The 24,665-nt window shown below is 69.5% G+C and carries 24 protein-coding genes; 17 read left to right on the top strand and 7 right to left on the bottom strand.

The features are described 5' to 3' along the window. Positions 1-5: 5 nt before the first annotated feature. Positions 6-218: a hypothetical protein gene (locus Q0C41_RS02445; RefSeq protein ID WP_291980859.1), complete on the bottom strand. Its 213-nt coding sequence runs from the start codon at positions 216-218 to the stop codon at positions 6-8. Beyond that, the gene (locus Q0C41_RS02440) at positions 215-811 is read right to left on the bottom strand and encodes a CDP-alcohol phosphatidyltransferase family protein (RefSeq protein ID WP_291980858.1); all 597 of its coding nucleotides are present in this window, start codon (positions 809-811) and stop codon (positions 215-217) included. Before Q0C41_RS02440 ends, Q0C41_RS02445 begins: the two co-directional genes overlap by 4 nt. Before the next feature lie 130 nt (positions 812-941). Between Q0C41_RS02440 and uvrC the strand changes: the two genes are divergently transcribed. From uvrC to Q0C41_RS02410, 6 genes are all read left to right on the top strand, one after another. Beyond that, a complete protein-coding gene (gene uvrC, locus Q0C41_RS02435; protein ID WP_291980857.1) occupies positions 942-2,783 on the top strand; it encodes an excinuclease ABC subunit UvrC in 1,842 nt (613 codons plus the stop codon). 135 nt (positions 2,784-2,918) lie between these two features. Next, a complete protein-coding gene (locus tag Q0C41_RS02430; RefSeq protein WP_291980856.1) occupies positions 2,919-3,575 on the top strand; it encodes a site-2 protease family protein in 657 nt (218 codons plus the stop codon). Further along, complete coding sequence (gene trpS / locus Q0C41_RS02425; protein ID WP_291980855.1) at positions 3,572-4,561, top strand: tryptophan--tRNA ligase; 990 nt, start codon at positions 3,572-3,574, stop codon at positions 4,559-4,561. Before Q0C41_RS02430 ends, trpS begins: the two co-directional genes overlap by 4 nt. Beyond that, positions 4,561-5,478 carry a segregation/condensation protein A gene (locus tag Q0C41_RS02420; RefSeq protein ID WP_291980854.1) on the top strand — a complete coding sequence of 306 codons (918 nt, stop codon included), beginning with the start codon at positions 4,561-4,563 and terminating at the stop codon, positions 5,476-5,478. Before trpS ends, Q0C41_RS02420 begins: the two co-directional genes overlap by 1 nt. Continuing rightward, entirely contained in the window at positions 5,475-6,587 is a 1,113-nt protein-coding gene (gene scpB / locus Q0C41_RS02415) for an SMC-Scp complex subunit ScpB (RefSeq protein WP_291980853.1), read from the top strand. Before Q0C41_RS02420 ends, scpB begins: the two co-directional genes overlap by 4 nt. A gap of 17 nt (positions 6,588-6,604) precedes the next feature. Then, positions 6,605-7,561 carry a pseudouridine synthase gene (locus Q0C41_RS02410; protein WP_291980852.1) on the top strand — a complete coding sequence of 319 codons (957 nt, stop codon included), beginning with the start codon at positions 6,605-6,607 and terminating at the stop codon, positions 7,559-7,561. Between the two features lie 49 nt (positions 7,562-7,610). Here the strand turns inward: Q0C41_RS02410 and Q0C41_RS02405 are convergent, their stop codons facing one another. Together Q0C41_RS02405 and Q0C41_RS02400 are read right to left on the bottom strand one after the other, a co-directional pair. Beyond that, positions 7,611-8,000 carry a four helix bundle protein gene (locus Q0C41_RS02405; RefSeq protein WP_291980851.1) on the bottom strand — a complete coding sequence of 130 codons (390 nt, stop codon included), beginning with the start codon at positions 7,998-8,000 and terminating at the stop codon, positions 7,611-7,613. Positions 8,001-8,261: 261 nt separating this feature from the next. Next, positions 8,262-9,497 carry a hypothetical protein gene (locus tag Q0C41_RS02400; protein WP_291980850.1) on the bottom strand — a complete coding sequence of 412 codons (1,236 nt, stop codon included), beginning with the start codon at positions 9,495-9,497 and terminating at the stop codon, positions 8,262-8,264. Between the two features lie 60 nt (positions 9,498-9,557). Here Q0C41_RS02400 and cmk point away from each other — a divergent pair, with 60 nt between their 5' ends. From cmk to Q0C41_RS02365, 7 genes are all read left to right on the top strand, one after another. Next, positions 9,558-10,214 carry a (d)CMP kinase gene (gene cmk / locus Q0C41_RS02395; RefSeq protein ID WP_291980849.1) on the top strand — a complete coding sequence of 219 codons (657 nt, stop codon included), beginning with the start codon at positions 9,558-9,560 and terminating at the stop codon, positions 10,212-10,214. Between the two features lie 209 nt (positions 10,215-10,423). After that, entirely contained in the window at positions 10,424-12,112 is a 1,689-nt protein-coding gene (locus Q0C41_RS02390) for a 30S ribosomal protein S1 (protein ID WP_291980848.1), read from the top strand. Between the two features lie 7 nt (positions 12,113-12,119). Continuing rightward, positions 12,120-12,512 carry an integration host factor subunit beta gene (locus Q0C41_RS02385; protein ID WP_367079089.1) on the top strand — a complete coding sequence of 131 codons (393 nt, stop codon included), beginning with the start codon at positions 12,120-12,122 and terminating at the stop codon, positions 12,510-12,512. Positions 12,513-12,516: 4 nt separating this feature from the next. Further along, positions 12,517-13,020 (top strand): HIT domain-containing protein, encoded by a 504-nt coding sequence (locus tag Q0C41_RS02380; protein WP_291980847.1) that lies wholly within the window; start codon positions 12,517-12,519, stop codon positions 13,018-13,020. A 12-nt stretch (positions 13,021-13,032) separates the two neighbouring features. Beyond that, positions 13,033-14,172 carry an acyl-CoA dehydrogenase family protein gene (locus Q0C41_RS02375; protein ID WP_291980846.1) on the top strand — a complete coding sequence of 380 codons (1,140 nt, stop codon included), beginning with the start codon at positions 13,033-13,035 and terminating at the stop codon, positions 14,170-14,172. Beyond that, entirely contained in the window at positions 14,169-14,996 is an 828-nt protein-coding gene (locus Q0C41_RS02370) for a GNAT family N-acetyltransferase (protein ID WP_291980845.1), read from the top strand. Before Q0C41_RS02375 ends, Q0C41_RS02370 begins: the two co-directional genes overlap by 4 nt. 13 nt (positions 14,997-15,009) lie before the next feature. Further along, positions 15,010-15,699 (top strand): HAD family phosphatase, encoded by a 690-nt coding sequence (locus Q0C41_RS02365; RefSeq protein WP_291980844.1) that lies wholly within the window; start codon positions 15,010-15,012, stop codon positions 15,697-15,699. Here Q0C41_RS02365 and Q0C41_RS02360 read toward each other — a convergent pair whose 3' ends face one another. Then, positions 15,700-16,515, bottom strand: coding sequence for a PEGA domain-containing protein (locus Q0C41_RS02360; RefSeq protein ID WP_291980843.1), 816 nt, complete (start codon positions 16,513-16,515; stop codon positions 15,700-15,702). It lies immediately after the preceding gene. 50 nt (positions 16,516-16,565) lie between these two features. Between Q0C41_RS02360 and Q0C41_RS02355 the strand changes: the two genes are divergently transcribed. Then, entirely contained in the window at positions 16,566-18,179 is a 1,614-nt protein-coding gene (locus Q0C41_RS02355) for a SpoIIE family protein phosphatase (RefSeq protein ID WP_291980842.1), read from the top strand. Here the strand turns inward: Q0C41_RS02355 and Q0C41_RS02350 are convergent. Both Q0C41_RS02350 and Q0C41_RS02345 read right to left on the bottom strand, forming a co-directional pair. Next, complete coding sequence (locus tag Q0C41_RS02350) at positions 18,166-18,975, bottom strand: DUF5829 family protein (RefSeq protein WP_291980841.1); 810 nt, start codon at positions 18,973-18,975, stop codon at positions 18,166-18,168. The two genes, Q0C41_RS02355 and Q0C41_RS02350, sit on opposite strands and share 14 nt — an antisense overlap. Then, positions 18,972-20,138, bottom strand: a complete 1,167-nt coding sequence (locus Q0C41_RS02345; protein ID WP_291980840.1) for an acyl-CoA dehydrogenase — start codon at positions 20,136-20,138, stop codon at positions 18,972-18,974. Before Q0C41_RS02345 ends, Q0C41_RS02350 begins: the two co-directional genes overlap by 4 nt. A 207-nt stretch (positions 20,139-20,345) precedes the next feature. On the opposite strand from Q0C41_RS02345, the gene Q0C41_RS02340 reads away from it, so the two are divergent. From Q0C41_RS02340 to Q0C41_RS02330, 3 genes are all read left to right on the top strand, one after another. Continuing rightward, on the top strand, positions 20,346-22,433 hold the full coding sequence (locus Q0C41_RS02340; protein WP_291980839.1) for a VWA domain-containing protein: 2,088 nt from the start codon (positions 20,346-20,348) through the stop codon (positions 22,431-22,433). After that, on the top strand, positions 22,430-24,007 hold the full coding sequence (locus Q0C41_RS02335; protein ID WP_291980838.1) for a methylmalonyl-CoA mutase family protein: 1,578 nt from the start codon (positions 22,430-22,432) through the stop codon (positions 24,005-24,007). Before Q0C41_RS02340 ends, Q0C41_RS02335 begins: the two co-directional genes overlap by 4 nt. Before the next feature lie 133 nt (positions 24,008-24,140). Next, positions 24,141-24,557, top strand: coding sequence for a cobalamin B12-binding domain-containing protein (locus Q0C41_RS02330; RefSeq protein WP_291980837.1), 417 nt, complete (start codon positions 24,141-24,143; stop codon positions 24,555-24,557). Positions 24,558-24,665 lie beyond the last annotated feature (108 nt).

The raw sequence follows: 24,665 nt of genomic DNA, 5'->3' as shown, positions 1-24,665 counted from the left end.
CGGTCCTACCAGCCCAGCAGGCGGCCGAGCCACCCCATCCCGTGCGCGGTCGGGTCGCCGAGCCAGTCGGGCGGAGTGAGCCACACGAACGCCAGGATGGCGATCACCATCAGGTCGTACGGGATCGTCGTGCGCTCGTAGGTCCAGTAGAAGATGCGCCAGAAGAACAGCAGCGGGAGCGGCAGGCGCTCCTCGAGCGGGGCCGTGCGCGCGCTCATGCCGTCACCCCCCGCCCCTCGAGTTCACGCCAGGTGTGGTAGATGCGGCCGGCCACGGTCAGCACCGACAGCACGAGGATGACCCAGAGGACGGCAGCCATGCGGTTGGTGAAGGCGCCGATCATGAACAGGACGATCCGCTCGGGGCGCTCCATGAACCCGACCTTGCACTTGTCGATGAGCGACTCGGCGCGGGCGCGGGCGTAACTGGTGAGCACGGTGAACGTCATGGCCAGCGCGGTGATCAGCACGTAGTCGGCCCGCTGGAGCGAGGCGTAGAGGTAGACGAGGCCGAGAAACAGCGCCAGGTCGGAGAAGCGGTCCATGACCGAATCCCAGAAGCCGCCGAACGCACTGGCCGTGCCGGTCTGGTGCGCGACCTTGCCGTCGATGAAGTCGAACAGGTTGGCCGCGACCATGATGAAGCCCGCCAGCACGAATCGGCCCACGCCGAGCGCCCACGCGGCCGCCAGGTTGATGCAGACCCCGATGAAGGTCAGGACGTTGGGGTGAATCCGCAGCACGACGCAGATCCGGATGATCGCGCTCAGCGGGAACATGAAAATCGCGCCGACGGCGCCCGTGAAAGTCATTTGCCCGTCGATATAATGGAGGGTCCGGGTCGACTCCTGCAACCCGACCGATGGGATCGCGGGCCGGCACACGGCCGGGCGCGTCATCCCGACCGGCCAGGCGCCCCGTCGCGCCCCGAGGCGCACGCCCATGGCGATTGAAGATCTCAAGCCCCAAATCGCCCGTCTGCCGGAGCAGCCCGGGGTCTATCTCTACCTCAACCGGGCGGGCGAGACCATCTACGTGGGCAAGGCGCGCGCCCTGCGCGACCGGGTCCGCAGCTACCTCGGCGCTCGCGGCACGTCGCCCAAGACCGAGGCCCTGCTCGACGAGGCCGTCGGGCTCGAGGTCATCGTCACCGACTCGGTCGTCGAGGCGCTGGCGCTCGAGAACAACCTCATCAAGGAGCGGTCACCGCGGTACAACATCAAGCTCCGCGACGACAAGACGTATCCGTACCTGCGGCTGAGCACGTCCGAGGGATTTCCGCGCGTCTCGGTCGTGCGGCGTGTGGCCAACGACGGCGACTACTACGCCGGACCGTTCATGCCGGCGTCGCTCGCCTGGCAGACGCGGAGCCTGTCGCACAAGCTGTTCGGCATCCGGTCGTGCCGGGAGGTGATCACGGGCCAGCGGGGCCGGCCGTGCCTCGAGTACGACATCAAGCGGTGTCTGGCGCCGTGCGTCGCCACGATCTGCACGCAGGACCAGTACCAGCACGCCGTCCGCGATGCCCGCCTGCTGCTCGACGGCCGCACCGAGGAACTGGTCGCCGACCTCGAGTCGCGGATGTACGCGGCGGCCGACGAGGAGCGCTTCGAGCAGGCCGCGCAGCTGCGCGACACGATCCGGACGCTCGAGACCCTGCGGGACCGACAGCAGAAGATGGCGACGCCGCGGATGGGCGACCGCGATGCGATCGGCGTCAAGCTGGGACCCGGCGGGGCCGTGGTCCAGCTCTTCCAGGTCAGGTCGGGCCGCGTCGTCGACCGCGTGGAGATGGTGACCAACGCCGATCAGGCCCGTGACGCGCGCCTCGAGGATCTGCTCGATCGGGCGGTGGCCCATGTCTACGCCGATCACGCGCCGCCCCCGGAAGTGCTGCTGCCCGTCGCGCTGCCCGACATGGACCTGCTGGCGGAGTGGTTGTCGGCCCGCGCCGGTCGACAGGTGCTGGTCAGCGTGCCGCAGCGGGGCGACAAGAAGGCGCTGATCGACCTGGCGGCCCGCAACGCCGCGCTGTCCTACGATGCGCGTTTCAACGAGGACGGCGCCGCCAACCACGAGGCGCTGGAGACCTTACAGGCGGCCCTTGGGCTGGCCGCCCTGCCGCGCCGCATCGACTGCTTCGACATCTCGACCCTGCAGGGGGCCGAGACCGTCGCGTCGATGGTCGTCTGCCAGGACGGGCGGATGAAGAAGTCGGAGTATCGGAAGTTCAGGATCAAGGGCGAGGCCGGGAACCGGGAACCGGACACCGGAAACCGTTTCCTCGACGACTTCGCGGCCATGCACCAGGTGGTCGGGCGGCGGTATCGCAAGGTCGCCGACGATGATGGGCCGTGGCCGGACCTGATCGTGATCGACGGCGGCAAGGGGCAGCTCAACGCCGCCTACGAGGCCCTCGAGGCGCTGGGTCTGGACCACGTCGTGGCGGTGGGGCTGGCCAAGCAGGAGGAACTCGTCTTCACGCGGGACCGCGAGGACCCCATCGCGTTCGGCCAGGGCACACCAGCGCTGCGCCTGCTGCAGCGGATCCGCGACGAGGCGCATCGGTTCGCGGTGACCTTCCACCGCACGGCCCGGGCCGGTCGCGACCTGCGGTCCGAGCTGGACGACATCACCCAGGTGGGGCCGCGGCGCCGGCGTCAGCTGTTGACCACCTTCGGCAGCGTGGCCGGCGTGCGGCGGGCCAGCCGCGAGGATCTGACCGCCGTGGTCGGCGCCAAGGCGGCCGACGCCATCCTGCGCCACTTCGCCACGGGCGCCTGAAATTTCAGCATTTCAGAATTTCACGGACGGTCGACCTGTCCCGCTGCCGGAGGGCGGAGAGGGTGGGGCGCTGCGCGAGATGCCTGAATTCGGCAATTGCCGGCTTGGCTGATACTCTATGGGGTCTTTGTCATCGTGGAAATCAGTTCAATAGTTCTCGCGTTCATCGGGCTGCTGCTGGCCCTCACCGTGCACGAAGCCTCGCACGCGTGGGCGGCGTTTCGCCTCGGCGATCCCACGGCCAAGCACCTGGGGCGGCTGTCGCTCAACCCCCTCGTGCACATCGACCCGATCGGGACCGTGCTGCTGCCGCTGCTGGCCATGGGCACTGGCGCGCCGCTGCTCGGGTGGGCCAAGCCGGTACCGGTCGATGGCCGCTACCTGAAGAATTTTCGTCGCGACTTCATGTGGATCGCGCTGGCGGGGCCTGCCAGCAACGTGCTGCTGGCCATCCTTGCGAGTGGCCTGCTCCGGGCACTGACGCTGGTCCCGTCCTCCGTTGGTAGCGTCGAGTTGGCGCGTCCCCTCGAGATCTTTCTCATTGGCGCAGACCCGCAACGGTTGGGGGGCTTCTTCGCGATCAATGTGGTGCTCGCGGTTTTCAACATGATTCCGGTGCCGCCGCTGGACGGCAGCAACGTGGTGGCGGCGCTGCTTCCGCCTCAACTCGCCGTCCGGTGGGATGGGGTCCGACAGTACGGCATCTTCATCCTGTACGGGCTGATGCTTTCGGGCGTCCTCGGCACCATCATCGGACCGCCGTACCGTTTCCTCGCTGGATTGCTGTTGTGACCAAGCGCGTTGTCTCGGGCATGCGCCCGACCGGAAAGCTGCATCTGGGGCACCTCGTGGGTGCCTTGCGGAACTGGACCGAGCTGCAGGCGCAGTACGACTGCTTCTATTTCGCGGCCGACTGGCATGCGCTCACGACCGACTATGCCGACACCAGCCGGCTGCAGTCGTACGTGATCGACAACGTCATGGACTGGATCGCGGCCGGCGTCGACCCCGAGCGGGCGACCATCTTCGTCCAGTCGCTGGTGCCCGAGCACGCCGAACTGCACCTGCTGCTGTCGATGATGATCCCGATTCCGTGGCTCGAGCGCGTGCCCACGTACAAGGAGCAGCAGGACCAGCTGACCGAGAAGGACCTGACCACCTACGGGTTCCTCGGCTACCCGCTGCTGCAGACCGCCGACGTCATCATCTACGACGCCCACTTCGTGCCGGTCGGCGAGGACCAGGTGCCGCATCTCGAGCTCTCGCGCGAGGTCGTGCGCCGGGTCCATCACATGCACGGCAGCATCTTCGTGGAGCCGCAGGCCCTGTTGACGAACTTCCCGCGTCTGCCGGGGCTCGACAACCGGAAGATGAGCAAGAGCTACCAGAACACCATCGACCTCTCGGACAGCGCCGCCGACGTCGAGACCAAGGTCCGCGCGATGTACACGGACCCCAAGCGTGTGCGGGCCGACATTCCCGGGACCGTCGAAGGCAATCCGGTGTTCGTCTATCACGATGCCTTCAATCCGGATCGCGACGAGGTCGAGGACCTCAAGACGCGCTACCGCGAGGGCCGCGTCGGCGACGTCGAGGTCAAGAAGAAGCTGTCGAAGGCCCTCAATACCGCGCTGGAGCCGCTGCGCGAGCGGCGGTCGGTGCTCGAAGCGCATCCCGAGCGGGTGCGCGAGATCATCCACGAGGGGTCGCGCAAGGCGCGCGCGGTCGCCGTGCAGACCATGCAGCGTGTCCGTGACGCGCTGCACCTGGCGTACTGATGGCGCGCTCCAGGACACGCCGGGACGACGGCTCTGCACCGAGCGACGAGCAGGCCGCAGGCCCGGCGGCCACCCGGGGAGGAGCCCCGAGCGGAGTCGAGGGGTTCGAGTCGTCGCTCGAGCGCTTCCCCGTGAAGCTCGAGGTCTTCCAGGGGCCGCTCGATCTGCTGCTGCACCTGATCAAGAAGCACGAACTCGACATCTACGACATCCCGATCGCGCTGATCACGCGGCAGTATCTCGACTACATCGGGTTGATGGAGGAGTTGCAGCTCGACGTCGCCGGCGACTTCCTCGTGATGGCGGCGACGCTGATCCACATCAAGTCGCGCAGCCTGCTGCCGCGCCCCGCGCCCGAGCAGGAGGACCCGGAAGAGGACCCGCGCGAAGCGCTGGTCCGCCGGCTCGTCGAGCACCAGAAGTTCAAGGCCGCGGCCGAACTGCTGCACGACAAGGAAACCGTCCGCAGTGCCCAGTGGGCGCGGCCGGACGAGCGCATCGCCGCGCTGGCCGGCGAAGGTCTCGACAAGGAACCCGAGCTCGAGGTCGATCTCTTCAGTCTCATGACGGCCTTCAAGGCCGTCGTCGAGCGCGCGAAGCAGCGGCCGGTGACCTACCTGCCGATGGAGCAGATGTCCATCGAGCAGCGGATCGAGCAGTTGCTGCATCGGCTCGAGGGCGTCGAGGCCGTCGGGTTCGAGGAGCTCTTCGACGACGTGGCGGGCAACGCTCACCTGATCGTCACGTTCCTGGCCGTGCTGGAGATGATTCGCCTGAAGGTGCTGCGGGTGTTCCAGAGCGGCACCGGTGGCCCCATCCGGGTCTACAAGCGTGACCGTCCGCTGGACGCGCCGCGCCCGATCGATTACCACGAGCCTGCCGCGCGGCCGCAAGGTACGCCCGGATCGCAGTCATGAGCGACGAGCAGACACCTGACGTGACCGTCGAAGACGACGTCAACGACGCCCCGGCGCCCACGCCACGGGGCCGCCGCGGCAAGGGGCGTGCGTCCACCGCCGTCGCACCGGCCGAGACCGAGACCGAGACCGTGCCCGCGCCCGACGAGACGGACGCATCGTCCGCGCCCCCGGTCGACGACGACGCGGTGGCTGGCCCGACGGACGTCGACGACGCGGATGGCAACAGCAAGGTGGTCCGCGAGGACTCGATGTCGGCCAGCGACTTCGAGGCGATCACCGGCGAACTGCGGGACCCCGAGCTCTTCGATCCGGCCGAGGTCGCCAACGCGCCGCGCGCGCCGCATCCGCTCAAGCCGGTGGTCGAGGCGCTGATCTTCGCCTCGCCGGAGCCGCTCACGCTCAAGGCGATGAGCCGCCTGCTCGACGACCAGCCGAAGGAGGACATCGAGGCGGCGCTCGGGGAGGTCCGCGACTCCTACCTGCGATCCGACGGCCTGCAGCTCGTCGAGGTGGCGGGCGGGTTCCAGATCGTCACGCGGCCCGAGCTCTACGAGTGGGTGCGTCGCCTGTTCAAGGAACGCACGACGTCCAAGCTGTCGGTGCAGGCGCTCGAGACGCTCGCGGTCATCGCCTACAAGCAGCCGGTGACCTCGGGCGAGATCGCCGAGATTCGCGGCGTCAGCGCCACCACGGGCGTGCTCAACACGCTGCTGGACCGCAAGCTCGTGAAGATCGTCGGCCGCAAGCAGGTCGTCGGTCGTCCGTTCATGTACGGCACGACCCGCGAGTTCCTCGACAAGTTCGGTCTCAAGGACCTCAGCGATCTCCCGAAGGTCGAGGACATGTCCGAGGCCCTCGGGTTCGATCTGCCGACGCCGGTGGACGAAGACGACGGCGTGTCGCTGCCCTTCGACGACGCGGCGCCGGTCGAGCCGCTGCTGTTCGAGGAAGAGGAACTGCGTGCCGCAGCCGCGGCGCTGGCGGCCGGCCCGACGATGCCCGTGGGCACGGCGCGGGTGGCCACGCCTGCCCCGGCGACGGACGTCGAGGCGCCGGCCGATGCCGATGCGCCGGCCGCGTCCGACACCCCAGACGAGGAACGCTGAGGCGGGAGCCTCGCACCATGCCCCAGGAGCGACTGCAGAAGATTCTCTCGGCCGCCGGTGTCGCATCGCGACGCGTGGCTGAAGCGCTGATCACCGAAGGCCGCGTGCGGGTCAACGGCGAGGTCGCCAGCGAGCTCGGCGCCAAGGCCGATCCCGATGTCGATCGCATCGAGGTCGACGGTCGTCGCCTGCACACGGCCGTGCCGCGCCGGTACATCCTGCTCTACAAGCCGGTGCACTACGTCACGACCCGGTCGGATCCACAGCGTCGGCCGACCGTGCTGACGCTCCTCGGCCAGGCCGGCCAGGGCCTCTATCCGGTCGGACGTCTCGACTTCGACTCCGAAGGGCTGATTCTGCTGACCAACGACGGCGAGCTCGCCGACCGGCTCACGCACCCGCGTCACGAGGTGCCGCGCACCTACGAGGTGCGCGTCTTCGGTGTGCCGACCACCGAGACCCTGCGCCGCCTCGAGGGGGGCGTGCCGCTCGATGGCCGCCGCACGGCACCGGCGAGGGTGCGCATCATCGAGAGCTTCACCAAGAGCTCGGGTGAGCAGTCCCTGTTGCAGATCGTCATCCACGAGGGCCGCAACCGCCAGGTGCGTCGCATGTGCCAGGCCGTCGGCCTGCCGGTAATCACGCTGGCGCGCACCAGCATCGGCACCTTGACCGATCGCCGCATGAAGCCCGGCATGTACCGCGAGCTGCGCCCGGCGGAGGTGCAGCAACTGCGGGCCGACGCCGGTCTCGCCGCGGGCCCCGCGCCGGCGAAGACCCGCACCAGCACCGAGCCCCAGGCCGGCGTCCGCTTCGGCCACGCGCCGACGCCCAAGCACATCACGCGCACGGTCGGCGGCAAGCCCCGCGTGACCAAGAAGGCGGCCAGGAAGCGCGTCTCGAAGAAGATCACGCTCAAGGAGTACGCCCGGGCCGTCGCCCCCAAGCGGGGGCCGCGGAAGCGAACGAAGTAAGGCCGCGATGCCGAATGCCGGGAATGCCGGATTGCACTCTCGCCGCAGGCTAGTCCCCGCGGCTCGTTGAGCGCTTCGCGCTACGGGCGATCGCCGACACCACTCGCGACACCTCCTCCGCCTCCTGCAGCAGGCCGGTCCAATCCGCGGCCTGCACGACCCCAGCTTCCTGTCCCAGCCGAAGCCAGAACTGTACCTCCCGTGCCTCCTTGCGGGCGATGCCTACTCTGGCGATGAAGTCGGCTTTGGATTGCGCTCCCGTCGCTTCCTCCAGATTCGCGCCGATGGACGTTGCCGCCCGGACCAACTGTTCGACGATCACCCGCCGCACGGTGACACGGAACGAGTCGTCTCGTTCGAGAGTCACCACGCGAAGTGCAAGCGCGAACGCCCGCTCCTGAATGTCTCGCGGCATGCCTGAGGTGATGGCACGTCCCATGCCAGTTCACGCACAGGCGGTTCGCGCGCGGTCCCGCACCGAGCGATGCCTCCACGTCGCAGCTTCAACACCACCGCGCCCTTCGCGGTGTGGCATCAACTGCAACGTTCGAGCAGCTTGCGTCGCGTGACGTGGCGAGATCTCACTGGCGGCCGGCGTGACGGCCTGTCATCACGTTGCCTCTGCCGTCGCATCGAGCATGCGGCCTTCGGCATCGCGGCCTTCGGCATTGCGGCGTTCCGGCATCGCGGCATTCTCTCGTCACCACGGCAACTCCGCCCACATCCGCACCAGCGTGAGCAGTTCACCCGCCGTCGGTGGGCGTGCCACCTCGGCGTGGCTCATGAGCGAGGTCACGTGGACGCGCGCGGGCGTGCCGTGCCCGCGCAGGAACGCGCCAAGGGCCGGGGCCTCGCTGTCGGGGATCACGTCGTCGTCCTGCGCGTGCATCACGAAGACGGGAGCGCGTGGGGCCGGCGAACTGGCCGGCGACAGGGCGGGATCGGCGCCCCAGCGGTCGATGAACGGCAGCAGGCGTGTGCCGAGGCCGGCGGCGTCGCGCGTGTTCACCAGGTGCATGAGCGACTGCGCCTCTGGCGGGAGGCCCTCTTCCATCGCGCGTGCGCGGGCGAACTCCACGGCCGCCTGCGGCTTGTCGAACATGTCGACGTGCGACGCATGCAGGAACTGATGGACCGCGGCGCGCAGCGGGGCGACCTGGGCGGCCGGCACGACGTCCTCGGCCACGTTGGTCAGCAGGATGACGGCGCCGTACTCGTGCGGCGGATGCAGGCGGCCGTCTGGCTGCCGGCCGGTGCACAGGTAGCGCATGACGCCGGGCAGGCGGGCGTGCCCCCCGACCGAGAACACGAAGCCCACCCGGTCGCGCAGCGCCTCGCGCCCGGCGGCGACGATGGACAGACCGCCCGCGAAGGAGATGCCGAGCAGCCCGATGCGGCCGTCGGCATCCTGTGGCACCTCGGCCGCCGCGAGGACGGCCAGCGCGGCGTCCTCGATGTCGTCGGTGAGGCGCGGCGTGATGCGGTACTCCTTGAGATCGGGCAGCGACGGCGTCACGACCGGCGTGCCGGACCGCGCGAGCGCCTCGGCAAAGGCGATGAGGCGCGGTTCGTCGATGCCGAGTGCGTGGACGCCACCACTGAGCAGGAGCGGGCGCGTGCGGACGCGCTGCGGGCGGTAGAGTCTGGCGACACGGTCGCCGTGCCGTCCGGTGAACGACAGCATGACGCGGTCCACCGTGGTCGTCTGCCAGCCGCCGATGTGCGCGGCCACCGGGCCCGGCACCTTGCCCATCCGGACGAGCAGCGACATCGCGCGTCCGTACCGGCTCTGCGACAGGCCGAGCCAGCCGACCAGCAGCAGCGCGAGCACGACGACGCCCCCCATCAGCAGCAGACGCACGCTGGCATTGTAGGGGCGACCCGCGAACGGACCGTCGACCTGAAGGTCGACGGCTACAGTCGCCGGCGGAGCCATCAGGCATCCTTCGCAGGTCGCCGCTCTGGGACTCGGGCGAAGGCGGGTATCCTGTGCGCCGTGTTGATCGCAATCGATGGGCCGTCAGGGGCAGGGAAGGGCACGGTGGCGCGAGCCATCGCCGAGGCGTTGCGGTGCCGGCACGTGGACACGGGCGCGATGTACCGCGCGGTGGCGTGGCGGGCGCTCGATCGCGGGGTGAGTCTGGACGATGAGGCCGGGGTGGCCTCGGTCGCCCGGGATGCCGCCCTGCAGGCCGAGCAGGGCCGCGTCGTCATCGACGGTCACGACGTGACGCGCGCCATCAGGACGCCCGACATGGATGCGGCGGCGGCCCGAGTCGCGCGCCTGGCCCCGGTGCGCGACGCCCTGGTGGCCCGGCAGCGCGGCTACGCCGCCGATGGCGACCTGGTCATGGAGGGGCGGGACATCGGCACCGTCGTGTTGCCCCAGGCCGACGTGAAGATCTTCCTGGACGCCTCGGCCGAGGAGCGGGCCCGTCGGCGCGCCGGCGACACGGCGCATGCGGCCAGCGGCGGCGATGTCTCGACCATTGCGACCGCGCTCACCCAGCGGGACCACAGCGACCGCAGCCGGACGGTGTCGCCGTTGACGCAGGCGTCCGACGCCACCTACATCGACACCACGGGCCTGCCGATCGACGACGTCGTGGCGCAGGTGCTGGCCCTGGTCCGCGCCGCCCAGGCGCGTCCGTAGGCGTCGGGCGTTTTGACGGGCGCGCGCTAAATGGTGTAGATTCCGTAGGTTGCCCGCATAGCGCGTGCCACAACCGACAGCCGCCGGCGCTGTAAAGACCGGCAAACGCCACCGAGGAGGATTTACCACGCATGTCAGATCAACTTACGGACCAGCCGGAAGTGCGCGAAGTATCTGCCCGGCAGTCCGCTGCCGCGACCACGAAGCCCATGTGGACGGCAGATGATCAGGAGATGGACGCGCAGGACTTCGCCAGCCTGCTCGACCTGTACGACAACAGCTTCCGGAACATCACGGAAGGCGAGGTCGTCAAGGGCACGGTCCTCTCAGTGTCCGCCTCGGCGGTGATTGTCGACGTCGGGTTCAAGTCCGAGGGGATGATTCCTCTCGACGAGTTCCTCGACGAGAACGGTGAAGTCATCGTGCAGCCCGGCGACACGGTCGACGTGCTGCTCGAGCGCACCGAAGATCGTGACGGCCACATCGTCCTCTCGCGCGAAAAGGCCGAGAAGATGAAGATCTGGGACGAGGTCGAGAAGGCCTTCGCCGATCGCAAGGTGGTCATCGGCCGCGTCATCGAGCGCATCAAGGGCGGTCTCGCGGTGGACATCGGTGTCCGCGCCTTCCTGCCCGGCAGCCAGATCGACGTTCGTCCCGTGCGCAACCTGGACGCCCTCAAGGGCCAGGAACTGCGCATGCGCGTCATCAAGGTCAACAAGAAGCGCGGCAACATCGTCCTCTCGCGCAAGGTCCTCCTCGAGGAGGAGAACGCCGAGAAGAAGAAGCACACGCTCGAGACGCTGGCGGAAGGCAAGGTCATGCGCGGCGTGGTCAAGAACATCACCGACTACGGTGCGTTCATCGACCTCGGCGGCATCGACGGCCTGCTCCACATCACGGACATGTCGTGGGGCCGCGTCCAGCACCCGTCGGAGCTGTTCAAGGTCAACGACGAGGTCGAAGTCATCGTCCTCAAGTTCGACCCGGAGAACGAGCGCGTGTCGCTCGGCCACAAGCAGCTGACGACCGACCCCTGGTCGGACGTGGTGGAGCGCTACCCGGTCACGGCGCGCGTCACCGGCCGCGTGGTCAGCCTCACCGACTACGGCGCCTTCATCGAACTCGAGCCGGGTGTCGAGGGCCTCATCCACGTCAGCGAGATGTCGTGGAGCAAGCGGGTCAAGCACCCGTCGAAGATCCTCAACGTCGGCGACAGCGTCGAGGCGATGGTGCTCGGTGTCGATCCGTCGGCCCGCCGCATCTCGCTCGGCCTGAAGCAGGTCGAGACCAACCCGTGGCACGAGCTCACCGACAAGTACCCGGTGGGCACGAAGATCAAGGGCAAGGTCCGCAACCTGACCGAGTTCGGCGCGTTCGTCGAGGTCGAGGACGGCATCGACGGCCTGATCCACATCTCGGACATGTCGTGGAGCAAGCGCCTCAAGCACCCGTCGGAGATGCTGAAGAAGGGCGACGTGGTCGAGGCCATGGTGCTCAACATCGACGCCGAGAACCAGCGGCTCTCGCTCGGCCTCAAGCAGCTCGCGGCCGACGTGTGGGACGACTTCTTCGGTCGCGTCCAGGTCGGTGACATCGTCGAGGGCAAGGTCGTCCGCATGACCTCGTTCGGCGCGTTCGTCGAGCTGGCCGAGGGCATCGAGGGGCTCATCCACGTGTCCGAGTTCGATGCGGACAGTGGCCAGGAGAAGGTCGAGCTCGTGGTCGAGCAGGCCTACCCGATGAAGGTGATCAAGCTGAGCCCGTCGGAGCGCAAGGTCGGCCTGAGCATTCGTGCGCTCAAGGACGACAACTACCGCGCCGACTGGGGCCAGTACATCAGCGAAGCCGCCTCCACCGGCGGTGCCACGCTGGGCGATCACTTCAAGCAGCAGGGCTAGTCGCCCCATCGACGCCGGGCGGAGGGGCTGCCTCCGCCCGGCGTCTTTTTATGTCGAGGCACTCATGACCAAGGCGGATCTCGTCGAAGAGGTCTCCCGCGTCTCGGAACTCACCAAGAAGGACGCCGAGCTCATCGTCGAGACGGTCTTCCTGTCGGTCATCCGTGCCCTCCACGCGGGCGACAAGGTCGAGCTCAGGGGCTTCGGCAGTTTCCGCCTGCGTCGTCGCGAGCCCCGCAAGGGCCGCAATCCGAAGACCGGCGACCGTGTGGACGTGCCCTCCAAGCACGTGCCCTACTTCAAGCCGGGCAAGGAACTGAAGGACATCATCAACGCCAGCGCAGGCACCGACGCCGAGATCGTCCTGCCCGAGGCCGACCCCGCGCCGGTCGCGTCCTGAGGTGATGGATCATCTCTGGTCTCCCTGGCGCCTGCAGTACGTGACCGCCGGTCACGCCCCGCCGGGGTGTGTGTTCTGCACGGCCGATGCCGGTGCCGACGCCGGCCAGGCCTCGCTCATCGTCCAGCGCGGCACCACCTGCTACGTCATCCTCAATCTGTTCCCCTACAACAACGGCCATCTGATGGTCGTGCCGGGGCGCCACATCGCGACTCTGGCCGAGGCGACGCCCGAGGAGCTGCACGAACTGATGCAGCTGACCCAGCGCGCCGAGATCGTGCTGCGGGCGGCCTATCAGCCGCACGGCATCAACGTCGGCATCAACATCGGCCGGGCGGCTGGCGCGGGGGTGGCCGATCATCTGCACATCCACCTGCTGCCACGCTGGAACGGCGACACCAACTTCATGACCACCGTCGGTGAGACCCGCGTGTTGCCGGAGGCCCTCGAGGCCACCGCGCTGCGCCTGCGTCCCCTCTTCGCCGACGCCGCCACCGCCGCCCTCTGATAGCCTACGGGCGTGAAGGTCCAGCCCACCGAACGACAGCACGCCTTCGCGGCGCGCGCCCGGCAGTTCGCGGCCGAGCATGTCGCGCCGCGTGCCGCCGCGATCGATGAGCAGGGCGCCTTCCCGCGCGACCTCATCGCGCAGGCCGGCACGCTGGGCCTGATGGGCGTGACCCTCCCCGAGGCGTGGGGAGGGGCCGGGGAAGACGACGTCGCGTATGTGCTCGCGCTCGAAGCGGTGGCACACGCCAGCGCCACCGTGGCGGTCATCCTCTCGGTGAACAACTCCCTCGTCGCCGAGACCCTGCTGCGGCACGGCACCGACGCGCAGCGCGACCAGTGGCTGCGTCGCGTGGCGCGCGGCGAGGCCATCGGCGCCTTTGCCTTGTCGGAGGAGCAGGCGGGCTCCGACGCCGCGAACCAGCAGACCACGGCCACCGCCGATGGTGTCGGATATCGCCTGCGCGGCAGCAAGGTCTGGGTCGCCAACGCAGAGGCGGCCGATGTCGCCATCGTGTTCGCCGCCACGCGGCCCGACCTGCGCGCCCGCGGCATCTCGGCGTTCCTGCTCCCGATGGACGCGCCGGGACTGGTGCGACGCAACCGCACGGACTCGCTCGGCGTACGCGGTCTCGGCTGCATGGACCTGCGGCTCGACGATGTGTTCGTCGATGCCAGTCAGCTGATTGGCCAGCCGGGCCAGGGTTTCGGCATCGCGATGGAGGCGCTCGATGGCGGGCGCGTGGCGATTGCCGCGCAGGCCCTCGGCGTCGGCGAAGCCGCCCTCCAGGAAGCCCTCGGCTACGCGAAGCGGCGCGTGGCGTTCGGCCAGCCCATCGCCCAGTACCAGGCCATCCAGTTCATGCTCGCCGACATGGCGACCGGGCTCGAGGCCGCCCGGATGCTCACCTGGCAGGCCGCCACGACACGCGCGCGCGGGCTGCGCGGCACCCTCGAGGCGTCGATGGCGAAGCTGGCGGCGTCCGAGGCGGCGCACGCGGCTGCCGATCGCGCGATGCAGATTCTTGCCTCGGAAGGCTATCGCCGTGGGTCGACCGTCGAACGCCTGTTCCGCGACGTGCGAGCCACGGAAATCTACCAGGGGACGTCCGAAGTCCAGCGCATGATCATCGCCGACGCGGTGCTCGGGTGATCGGCACGATTGCGCTGGCGAGGCGCATCGAGGCCGCAGAAACACGACTGAGCCTCGCGATGGCCGACGTGACGCAGAGGTCCGGGCGCACCGCCGCGTTCGGCCTGCGCGTCGGGGCCGGCGCGGCCGTCTACTGCGGCCCGGGCTCCCCGATGACCAAGGTGATCGGCGTGGCGATCGCCGAGCCCCTCACCGACGAGAACATCGATGCCATCGAGCGCGCGTACGCGCCGTTCGACGAGCGACCGGGAGGGGACCTCTCCACGCTCGCCGACGTCGACTCGGTGCGCCGGCTCGAGGAGCGCGGCTACCGCCTGCAGCGCATCGAGATGGTGCTCGGATGCGAGATCGGCGCGCTGTTGCCGCAGGTGCTGCCCGATGGCCTGACCGTGACCCGCGGTCCCGAGGCAGAGTGGGCCCGCATCTCGGTGGAGGGGTTCGCCGCCGCCGAGACCGTGGACGGGCGCGAGGCTCCCGCCGAGCACTACGACACCAGCGCGCTCGAGATGGTGGTCGAGCAGTTCGCCGGTGTCGGAGAGGTGCGCCGGTACGTGGCGCACCTGCACGGCGTGCCGGCCGGCGCGGCCTCGGCCCGCGTCGACGAGGGCATCTATCAGTTCTGCGGCGCCGCGACGCTGCCGACGCACCGGCGCCGTGGCGTGCAGTCGGCGCTGCTCTCGGCCCGCCTGGAAGAGGCGCGCGCCGAGCGGTGCGATCTCGCCGTCGTCACCGTGGAGCCGGGATCGCGCTCGCAGGCCAACGTCCAGCGCCGCGGGTTCGTGCCACTCTACAGTCGCCTCGTCATGGCCAGCCTTGAGACCTGAGACCTGAGACCCTGTGACCGATCTGTCTGCCTTTCGCCCCCGCGCCGTCGTCTTCGACCTGGACGGCACACTCGTCGACAACATGTCGCTGCACGCGCAGGCGTTCGAGCGGTTCGCCGAGGCGCACGGGTTACCGCCGCTGACGATGGACCTGCGTCGCCGCATCGACGGCAAGCGCAACAGCGAGATCTTCCCGATGCTGTTCGAGCGCGAGATGTCGATGGACGAGATGCTGCAACTCGAAGAGGACAAGGAGGGGGCCTACCGGCAGTTGTCGCGTGGCCGGCTGGTGCCGGTGCGCGGGGCGCTGACCCTGCTCGCCCGACTCGAGGCGCATGGCATCGGCGTCGCGGTGGCCACGTCGGCGCCGCTCAAGAACGTCGTGCACACGTTCGCGGAGACGGGCCTGGATGCCCGCCTGACGATCATCGCGCGCGGGGACGAAGTGCCGCGCGGCAAGCCATTCCCGGACGTCTTCGCGCTGGCCGCGCAGCGACTGCAGGTGCCGCCGGACGAGTGTCTGGCCTTCGAGGACGCGCCGATCGGCGTGGCGGCCGCCGTCGGGGCCGGCATGGTCTGCGTCGGCGTGGCGACGACCTTCTCGGTGGAGCAGTTCAATGCCCACATCCCGGCCCCGCATGCCGTGCTGACCGACTACGAGGCGTTCCTCGAGGGGCCTGGCGCCTGGCTGAGGGACGCGTAGCTACCGGGGGCGTGCGGCGTCGACGTCGCGGTGGAAGACGAACAGCGGGTCGGCCGTGGCGGCCCTGGTCGTGAAGTTCCAGGTGCGACCGCCGCGCTGCTTCAGGCGCAGCCGCTTCTCGGTGTACGCGATCGTGAACGTCTCGACCTGGGCCAAGGGCAGCGAGAAGGCGTCCTTGTGGGTGGTCTCGTAGCGCAGGCCGTCGCCGGACGCCCGCAAGGTGCCTTCGCAGGACCCGACGGCGTGCTGATGCACGACGGCGACCTCGGCGGCGAGGGCCGCGGCGGCGGCGGGCGTCGACGCGGCGGCGGGCAGGGTGACCGCGATGTCGGTGACGCCCTCCGGCGTGATGTCCACGCTGCGCACCACGGGCGGGCGGCCTTCGACCTGGACGTTGAGCTGATGGGGGCCCGGCGTGACGTCCCGTGAGGTCAGGGGCGTCGTGCCAAGGAACTTCCGGTCCAGGAAGACGTAGGCGCCGGGCACGTCGCTGGTGACGCGCAGTTCGCGGGCGGCTGGCGGCGGTGTGGCCGGTGGTGGCATCGGCCGCGCCGACACGGTGGACCGCGCGGCGCGCTCGACCGGCGTGCGCGGGTCGGTCGCCGGCGCGTTTCGTTCGGTCGAGCTCGGCGGAACGTTGCTCGAAGGTGGGGCGTCCGACGTCGGAGCGGTCGCCGAGGGGCTCACGGGGCGGCCCGTCGGTGCGGACCGGTCCGCGACGTACCAGACGGCCAGGCCGCCCAGCATCGCGATGCCCAGTAGAATCCACAGCAGACCGCGCCCTCGGGGGGCCTCCGGCTCCTCCAGGCTGCGCATGGATGCCAGCCTACCACGTGACGACGTAAGCCTGAACTAACGCGAATCGCATGCCTCCCGCCCGCCTGAAGCTCGTGCCCAGCTCGCCCGAAGCGACGACCGAGATCGTCCCCGGTGACCAGCCCATCATCATCGGTCGCGACCCGCTGTCGGGCGTGGTCCTCTCCGAACCCAGTGTCTCTCGTCGCCATGCGCAGCTGGTCCGCCGGGAGGGCACGCTCGTCCTGGAAGATCTCGGCAGTGCCGTCGGCACGTACGTCAACGATCAGCGGGTCCACGCCCACATCCTGAGCGACGGTGATCGGGTGCGGTTCGGCCGGCAGGTGCAGTTCGAGGTGGTGTCGGAGACCATCGCGTCGCTGCTCGAGTCGGCCGGGATGGACGACCGCAGCACGGGCGTGCGCCATCTGCAGGAACTGCTCGACGTCGCGCGGCAGTTGAACAGTGCCGCCGTGCTGCCGGAGGTGCTCGCGGCCGTGTTGCGATCGGCCATCCGCATCATGCGCGCCGAGAGCGGCGCGCTGGCGCTGATCAACGGCGACCAGAAGCTCGAGCTGGTGCTGCGCCTGCCCAAGCTCGCGGCAGGGCCCGTGGCGCAGCAGGAACTCGACCTGCTCCGGCAGGCGGTCAAGGGGCATCGCACCATCACCAGCCAGGCGATGCACGAGACGCTGATCGGGGCCGCGACGGGCACGCGACCCGACATGGTCGCGACGCCGCTGATGGTGGCGCGCCGCGCGCTGGCCGACGACTCGTCGTTCATCGGTCGACTCGACGCCGTGGGGGCGCTGCTGGTGGCACGGACGGCCAGCACGCAGGTCGTGCCGCGCGAGGAGATCGCGATCTTCGAGTCGCTGGCGGCCGATGCGGCCATGGCCATCGACAGCGCGCGTCTCTACAAGGAAGCCCGCGCCAAGGCCAAGTACGAGCACGAGATGACGCTCGCCAAGGACATCCAGGCGGCGCTGCTGCAGGCGCCGCCCGAGGTGTCGTTCGCGACGACCTTCGCGACCACCGAGTCGGCCGCGTCGGTCGGCGGCGATCTCTACCAGGGCGTCACCCGCCCGGACGGCAGCCTGGCACTGACGCTGGGGGATGTCTCGGGCAAGGGCGTGGGCGCCTCGCTGATCATGGCGCTGGCCACCGGGATGCTGCGGCTCCTGCACGACCTCGGGCAGCCGCTGTCGCAGATCCTGCCCACGTTGCACACCCAGTTGCTGAACTACAGTCCCGGCAACAAGTACCTCACGCTGGGCGCCACGGTCCTGTATCCGGACGGGCGGCTCGAACTCGCCAATGCCGGGCACTGCGCACCGGTGCTCGTCCGCAGGTCCGGCGAGGTGACGACGCTCGAGGCCGGCGGTCCCGTCCTGGGTCTGCTCCCGTTCGGGTCGTGGGAGGTCGAGACCCTTCAACTGGAGCCTGGCGATGCGCTGGTGATCTACAGCGATGGCGTCAGCGAGTCCACCGCGCACACCGGCGAGGACTTCGGCCCCAACGGCGTCGCCACCACGCTGGCGACGGTGGCAGGGCGTACACCCTCGGAGATGGCCAGCACCCTGCTCGATGCCTCGGTGCGCTTCCGCGACGGGCGTCCGGCCGGCGACGACGTCTCGCTGCTGGTCGTGCGCTACGAGGGACAGCAGGGCGCTACACGTCCCTGAACTTCCACACCAGTCGATCGCCGTCCACCGTGATCGTGCTGCGGCCGATGCGGAGGACCTCCCGGCCGGCGGCGCGGCGCAGGCGGCACACGATCTCCTGCACGCCGTGCCGGCCATCGTCGGCCTCGGACAGGCCGATCGTCAGGTCGCCGTTCGACAGCACGCGCGACGCGCCGACGTCGCGCGTCTCGACCGCGAAGGCCGCGGCGTGGCGCTCGAAGAAGCCGCGCTCGCCCGGCGTCACGGCCAGCGTCACCGCCACGACGTCGTCCAGCAGGGGCGAGGCGGGGCCGGCGCTCAGTGCGGCGTAGCGCTCGAGAATCTCGGCGCGGGTGATGCCGCGGGCCCCGGTGTGGGCTGGGTGCCACGAGGCCAGGAAGTCGGCGTGGTACTCCATCGACCAGAGCTTCAGGCGGCCGCGATGGTCCGGCAGCGCGTTCGCGATGTGAAACCAGGGCACGGCCTCGTCGCCGAGGGGCCGCACGACGAGGCGGTGTTCCGCCTCCCCGAGTGTGTCGCGCCAGGCGGCGGCGATGGCCGCCGTGGCGCCTGGCGTCTCGATCGCGAAGGCCATGCCGCTGGCGCCTGGGGGGCCCTGGGCCCCTTCCTCGAACAGCTCCAGGTACGTCGTGGTGCCGTACCAGTAGAGGCCCGTGTAGGTCCAGTCGGGGCGACGCGTGGTCCTCAGCTCCGACGGCGCGAAGAGCTCGCGCAGCCAGGCCGAGTCGCGGGCCGCGGCAAACGTCTCGCCGTCGACGACGCGAAAGACGTGATTGAGGAGCAGCGGCTCGGTCATGCCAGCAGCGCCCGGGCAATCGTCTGCAACTGCAGGTTCGACGTCCCCTCGTAGATCTGCCCGATCTTGGCGTCCCGATACAGCTTCTCGACCGGCGCGTCCTTCACGAAGCCGTAGCCCCCGAACAGATTGATGGCCAGCGAGGCGGTGCGCTCGGCCACCTCGGAGGCCTGCAGCTTGCACATCGCGGCCTCGGTGAGGAAGGGCAGCTTCGCATCGCGCAAGCGCGCCGCGTTGTACACGAGCAGCCGCGTGCTCTCGACCTCCATCGCCGCGCGGGCCAACTGGAACTGGACGCCCTGGAAGTCGGCGATGGCCTTGCCGAACTGCGTGCGTGTCTTCGTGTATCGCACCGCATGGTCGAGCGCGCCCTGCGCCAGCCCGAGCATCTGGGCGCCGATGCCGATGCGGCCCTCGTTCAGCGTTTCGATGGCGACCTTGTAGCCCTTGCCGACGTCGCCGAGGACGTGCGAGGCGGGCACGCGGCACGACTCGAAGACGAGCTCGCAGGTGCTGCTGGCGCGGATGCCGAGCTTGTCTTCCTTCTTGCCGACGGCAAAGCCCGGCGTGTCTCGCGGCACCAGGAAGGCCGTGATGCCGCGATAGCCGGCGGCCGGATCCACGGTGGCGAACACGATGAAGAGCTCCGCCTCGGCGCCGTTTGTGATCCAGAGCTTGCGGCCGTCCAGCACGTAGCTGTCGCCGTCGCGCACCGCCCGCGTGGTGAGGGCGAAGGCGTCGCTGCCCGAGCCGGCCTCCGAGAGCGCGTAGGCGCCGATGGCCTCGCCCGCCAGCCGCGGGAGCCATTCGCGCTGCTGGTCGTCGCTGGCCCAGCGGAGCAGGGCGTTGATGACGAGGGTGTTCTGGACGTCCACCAGCACGCCCACCGACGGATCCACTCGCGACAGCTCTTCGACGACGAGCACGGAGTGGAAGAAGGTGCCGCCCTGGCCGCCGAGGCGCTCGGGCACCTCGATGCCCATCAGCCCCATCGCAAACAGGCTGGAGACCAGCGCCGGGTCCATCCGCGCGGCCTCGTCCATGGCGCGCGCCCGCGGCGCGAGTTCCTGTGCGGCGTACTCACGGACGCTCTGCCGGAGCAGGCGTTCGTCCTCGGTGAGGGTGGTCAGGGCGTCAGGCAGGGTCACAGCGGGCGTGGTCACTGGAGCGTCCTTGCGAGGGGGCGGATGGCCGGGGGCGGCCCGTCGACGCCGGGGGGCGACTGCGCGTGAGCGAGCCGACCGCGAGGGCACGGCGGGGCGTCAAAAGGGAGCAATCCCGCACCGGAAGTGCCTCGAATCGTGATGCTATCATCACTCTCACGCATGATCAGGACAGGGTTTCGGAGTGTCGCAGTCTCTCTGACGCTGGTGGCGACGCTCGTCGGCGTAGCGGCGCAGCAGCCGTCGCCCCCCCCTGCCCAGCCGCGTCCCGCTGCCGGCACCCCGGCAGGCCAGCCCGCGCCGGCTCCCGACCCTCAGGCGCCGGCGGATCCCAACGCGCCGCCGCCGCAGCCGACGTTCCGCACGGACATCAACTTCGTGCGCGTCGACGCCATCGTCACCGACAAGCAGGGGCGGCCGGTCGCCGACCTGAAGCCGGAAGACTTCGAAGTCCTGGAGGATGGCCAGCCGCAGTCCATCGAGACGTTCAAACTGATTCGCGTCGACGGCAACCCGCCGCCCGGCGAGTCGGCGCCGCGCGAGATCAACTCGATCTACGCCGAGGAGAGCGAGGCCCGGCGTGACGACGTCCGGCTGTTCGTCATCTTCTTCGACGACTATCACGTGCGGCTCGGGGCCAGCCTGGCCGTCAAGGCGCCGCTCGTCAAGTTCATCGAGACGCAGGTCGGCCCGCTCGACATGATCGCGATGATGTATCCGCTCGATCCGCTGCGCGCCGTCAGCTTCACGCGCAACAAGAAGGCCGTCATCCAGCAGATTCTCAGCTGGCAGGGGCGCAAGTACCAGTACATCCCGCCCCGCAACATGTACGAGGAGCAGTACGCCAACTACCCGACGCAGATCGTCGAGCGCATTCGCAATCAGGTCAGCCTGTCGGCGCTGCGCGGCCTGATGACGCGGCTGGGCGGCATGCGCGAGGGGCGCAAGACGGTCATCGTCGTCAGCGAGGGCTACACGGACTACCTGCCGCCGCAACTGCGTGGCAACAACGCCAGCTCCGGCATGGTGGGACGCGGCACGTCGGCGCTGACCGGGGATGCGTCCATCGATCCTGTGGGCGCCATGGCCGAGGACCGCAACCGCTTCTTCGGGGACATGGACATCCGCATGCTGATGCGGGACGTCACCACGGACGCCAATCGGAACAACGTCTCGATGTACATGCTCGATCCGCGCGGCCTGGCCGGCTTCGAGTTCGACATCAACGAGGGCGTCGGCCTGACGATGGACGCCAACTCGCTGCGGACCACGATCGAATCGCTGCAGACGATGGCCGAGGAGACCGACGGCCGCGCCATCATCAACAGCAACGACCTCGGCAGCGGCCTGGCGCAGATGATGCGCGACGCGAGCGCCTACTACCTGCTCGGCTACTCGTCCTCTGCGGCGCCGACCGACGGCAAGTTCCACCAGATTCGCGTTCGCGTGAAGCGGCCGGGCATCGAGGTCCGGGCCCGCAAGGGGTACTGGGCGTTGCGGGCGGACGAGGCGGCCGCCGTGATGGCGCCACCCAAGCCCGGCCCCCCGCCGGACGTCAACGTGGCGTTGTCCGAGATCGACAAGGTGGCGCGGGCGCGGACGGTGCGGACGTGGGTCGGCTACGCCCCGGATGCGAGCGGCAAGACCCGCGTCATGTTCTCGTGGGAACCCGTGGGCGGCGCCACGGGAGGTCCTCCGTCGACCGGCGAGCCGGTATCGCAGGTCACGGTGATGGCCGTCAACGAGGCCGAAGGACCCGTCTACCGCGGCAAGGTGGCGGCAGCCGGCGCGGCCGGTGCCGCGCCCTCACCGGGCGGCGGACAGACGTCGTTCCTGATCACGCCGGGGGCGGCCCAGGTCAAGGTGTCGGCCGAAGGCACCGGCGGTGGCGTGCTCCAGTCCGACGTGATCGAGATTGCGGTGCCCGACTTCACGAAGGAGCCGCAGGTCGTCGGCACGCCGGCGCTGTTCCGGGCCCGCACGGCGCGCGACCTGCAGGCGCTGGTGGCCGCACCCACGGCGCAGCCGACCGCGGCGCGGCAGTTCAGCCGGACGGAGAAGCTGCTGCTGCGTGTGCACGTGACCGGCGCAGAGCCGGCCATCCGTCTGATGAGTCGCACCGGCGATGGCATGAGTGCCCTCGTGGTCCGGGCGGCGCCGGCGGGCAGTCCGTTCACGCACGAGGCGGAGATCCCGCTCGCGAGCCTGCCGGCCGGGGACTTCCTCATCGAGGTGAAGGCGGGCGACGCGGCTGATGCCCCGCGCCGCCTCACGGGCGTCAAGGTGACGGGATGACGCCCGCGGACACGCCGGCCACCGCGCCAGCGGCCTACACGCCGGAGGACACGTCGCGCATCGACTACGGGCGTGACCTCGGCGACCCCGGGCAGTTTCCCTACACGCGCGGCATCCACGCCTCCGGCTATCGCGGCAAGCTGTGGACCATGCGGCAGTTTGCCGGCTTCGGCAGCGCGGCCGACACCAACCGCCGCTACCGCGACCTGCTGGCGGCCGGCGGCACGGGCCTGAGTGTGGCCTTCGACCTGCCGACGCTGATGGGGCGCGATCCCGATCATCCGCTATCGCTCGGCGAGGTCGGCAAGTGCGGCGTCAGCGTGGTGACGCTGGCCGACATGGAGGCGTTGTTCGACGGCATCGACCTCGGGGCCATCACCACGTCGATGACGATCAACTCGCCGGCGTCGATCCTGTTCGCGATGTACCTGGTGGTCGCCGAGCGCCAGGGGGTGCCGTGGAGCCAGCTGTCGGGGACCATCCAGAACGACATCCTGAAGGAGTTCATCGCACAGAAGGAGTACATCTACCCGCCGCGTCCCTCGATGCGCCTGGTCGTCGACGTCTTCCGCTTCTGTGCCGCGCACGTGCCGCGCTGGAACACCATCTCGATCAGCGGCTACCACATCCGCGAAGCCGGGGCGACGGCCGCGCAGGAACTGGCCTTCACGCTTCGCGACGGCATCGAGTACGTGCAATGGGGCGTCGACGCCGGGCTGGACGTCGACACGTTCGCGCCGCGGCTGTCGTTCTTCTTCAACGCGCACAACGACTTCTTCGAGGAGATTGCCAAGTACCGCGCGGCCAGGCGCCTCTGGGCGCGGGTGATGCGCGACCGGTTCGGGGCCCGATCCGAGAAGTCGTGGCAGCTCCGCTTCCACACCCAGACGGCCGGTGTCACGCTCACCGCGCAGCAGCCCTACAACAACGTCGTGCGCACGACGCTCCAGGCGCTCGCGGGTGTGCTCGGCGGCACCAACTCGCTGCACACCAATTCGCTCGACGAGGCGCTCGCGCTGCCGACCACCGAGGCGGCGACGCTGGCCCTGCGCACGCAGCAGGTCATCGCCCACGAGAGCGGCGTCGCCGACGTCGTCGATCCGCTCGGCGGGTCGTACTACGTCGAGGCGCTGACCACCCGGATCGAAGCCGAGGCCCTGGCCTACATGGAGCGCATCGACCGCATGGGGGGGATGGTCGCGGCGATCGAGCAGGGCTATCCGCAACGGGAGATCGCCGAGAGCGCCTATCGCGATCAGCAGGCGGTCGAGTCCGGCCGCCGCACGGTCGTCGGGGTCAACGCCCACGTCGCGGCGCAGGAGACGCCGCTGCCAATCCTGTACATCGATGACGAGGTCGGCGCGCAGCAACTGGCGCGTGTGGCCGAGATCAAGGCCGCGCGCGATGCCGCGCGTGTGACGACCGCGCTGCACGGCCTGCAGCAGGCCGCGCGGGGCGATGGCCCCCTGATGGAGCCGATCCTCGAGGCGGTGCGGGCCCACGCCACCGTCGGCGAGATGTGCGATGCGCTGCGGGAGGTGTGGGGGGAGTACACCGAGCGCACGGAGTTCTGAGCGCTCGGAATGCCGAATGCCGAATGCCGAATGCCGAAGGTCGAAGGTCGAAGAGGGAAAGGTCGACGCGTGAAGGGCACAACGAAGGCCGAAGGCCGAATGACGAAGGCCCCCTCGATGAAGGCTATCTGTGATGCGTGAGCGTCCCGTTCGCGTGGTGATTGCCAAGCCGGGACTCGACGGCCACGACCGCGGGGCCAAGGTCATCGCGCGGGCCTTGCGGGATGCCGGCATGGAGGTGATCTACACGGGCCTCCGGCAGACGCCCGAGCAGATCGTGTCGGCCGCCCTGCAGGAGGATGCCGACGTGATCGGCCTGTCGATCCTGTCTGGCGCGCACCTGCACGTGTGCACCCGCCTGATGGAACTGCTGCGCGCGGAGGGGCTGCACGACGTGCTGGTGCTGGTGGGCGGCATCATCCCCGACCAGGACGTCCCGCGTCTCCAGGCGATCGGTGTCCGCGGCATCTACCTGCCGGGAACGCCGATGCAGGCCATCGTCGACGGCATCCGTCGAGACGTGCGCCGGCACGCGCCGCTCGACGCGTAGGTCGCCTAGCAGGCTGCTGAAAAAGAAGGTTGAAGGGATCGACAGGTGGATCCCCGTGACTTAGCATCGACGCCATGCGTGGCGACGACGAGCAGAGCGGTCATCTCT

The sequence above is a fragment of the Luteitalea sp. genome, from assembly GCF_022842525.1.
Taxonomy (GTDB): domain Bacteria; phylum Acidobacteriota; class Vicinamibacteria; order Vicinamibacterales; family Vicinamibacteraceae; genus Luteitalea.
The sequence above is the reverse complement of the archived record's forward strand: the minus strand, read 5'-3'. Positions and strand labels throughout refer to the sequence as shown.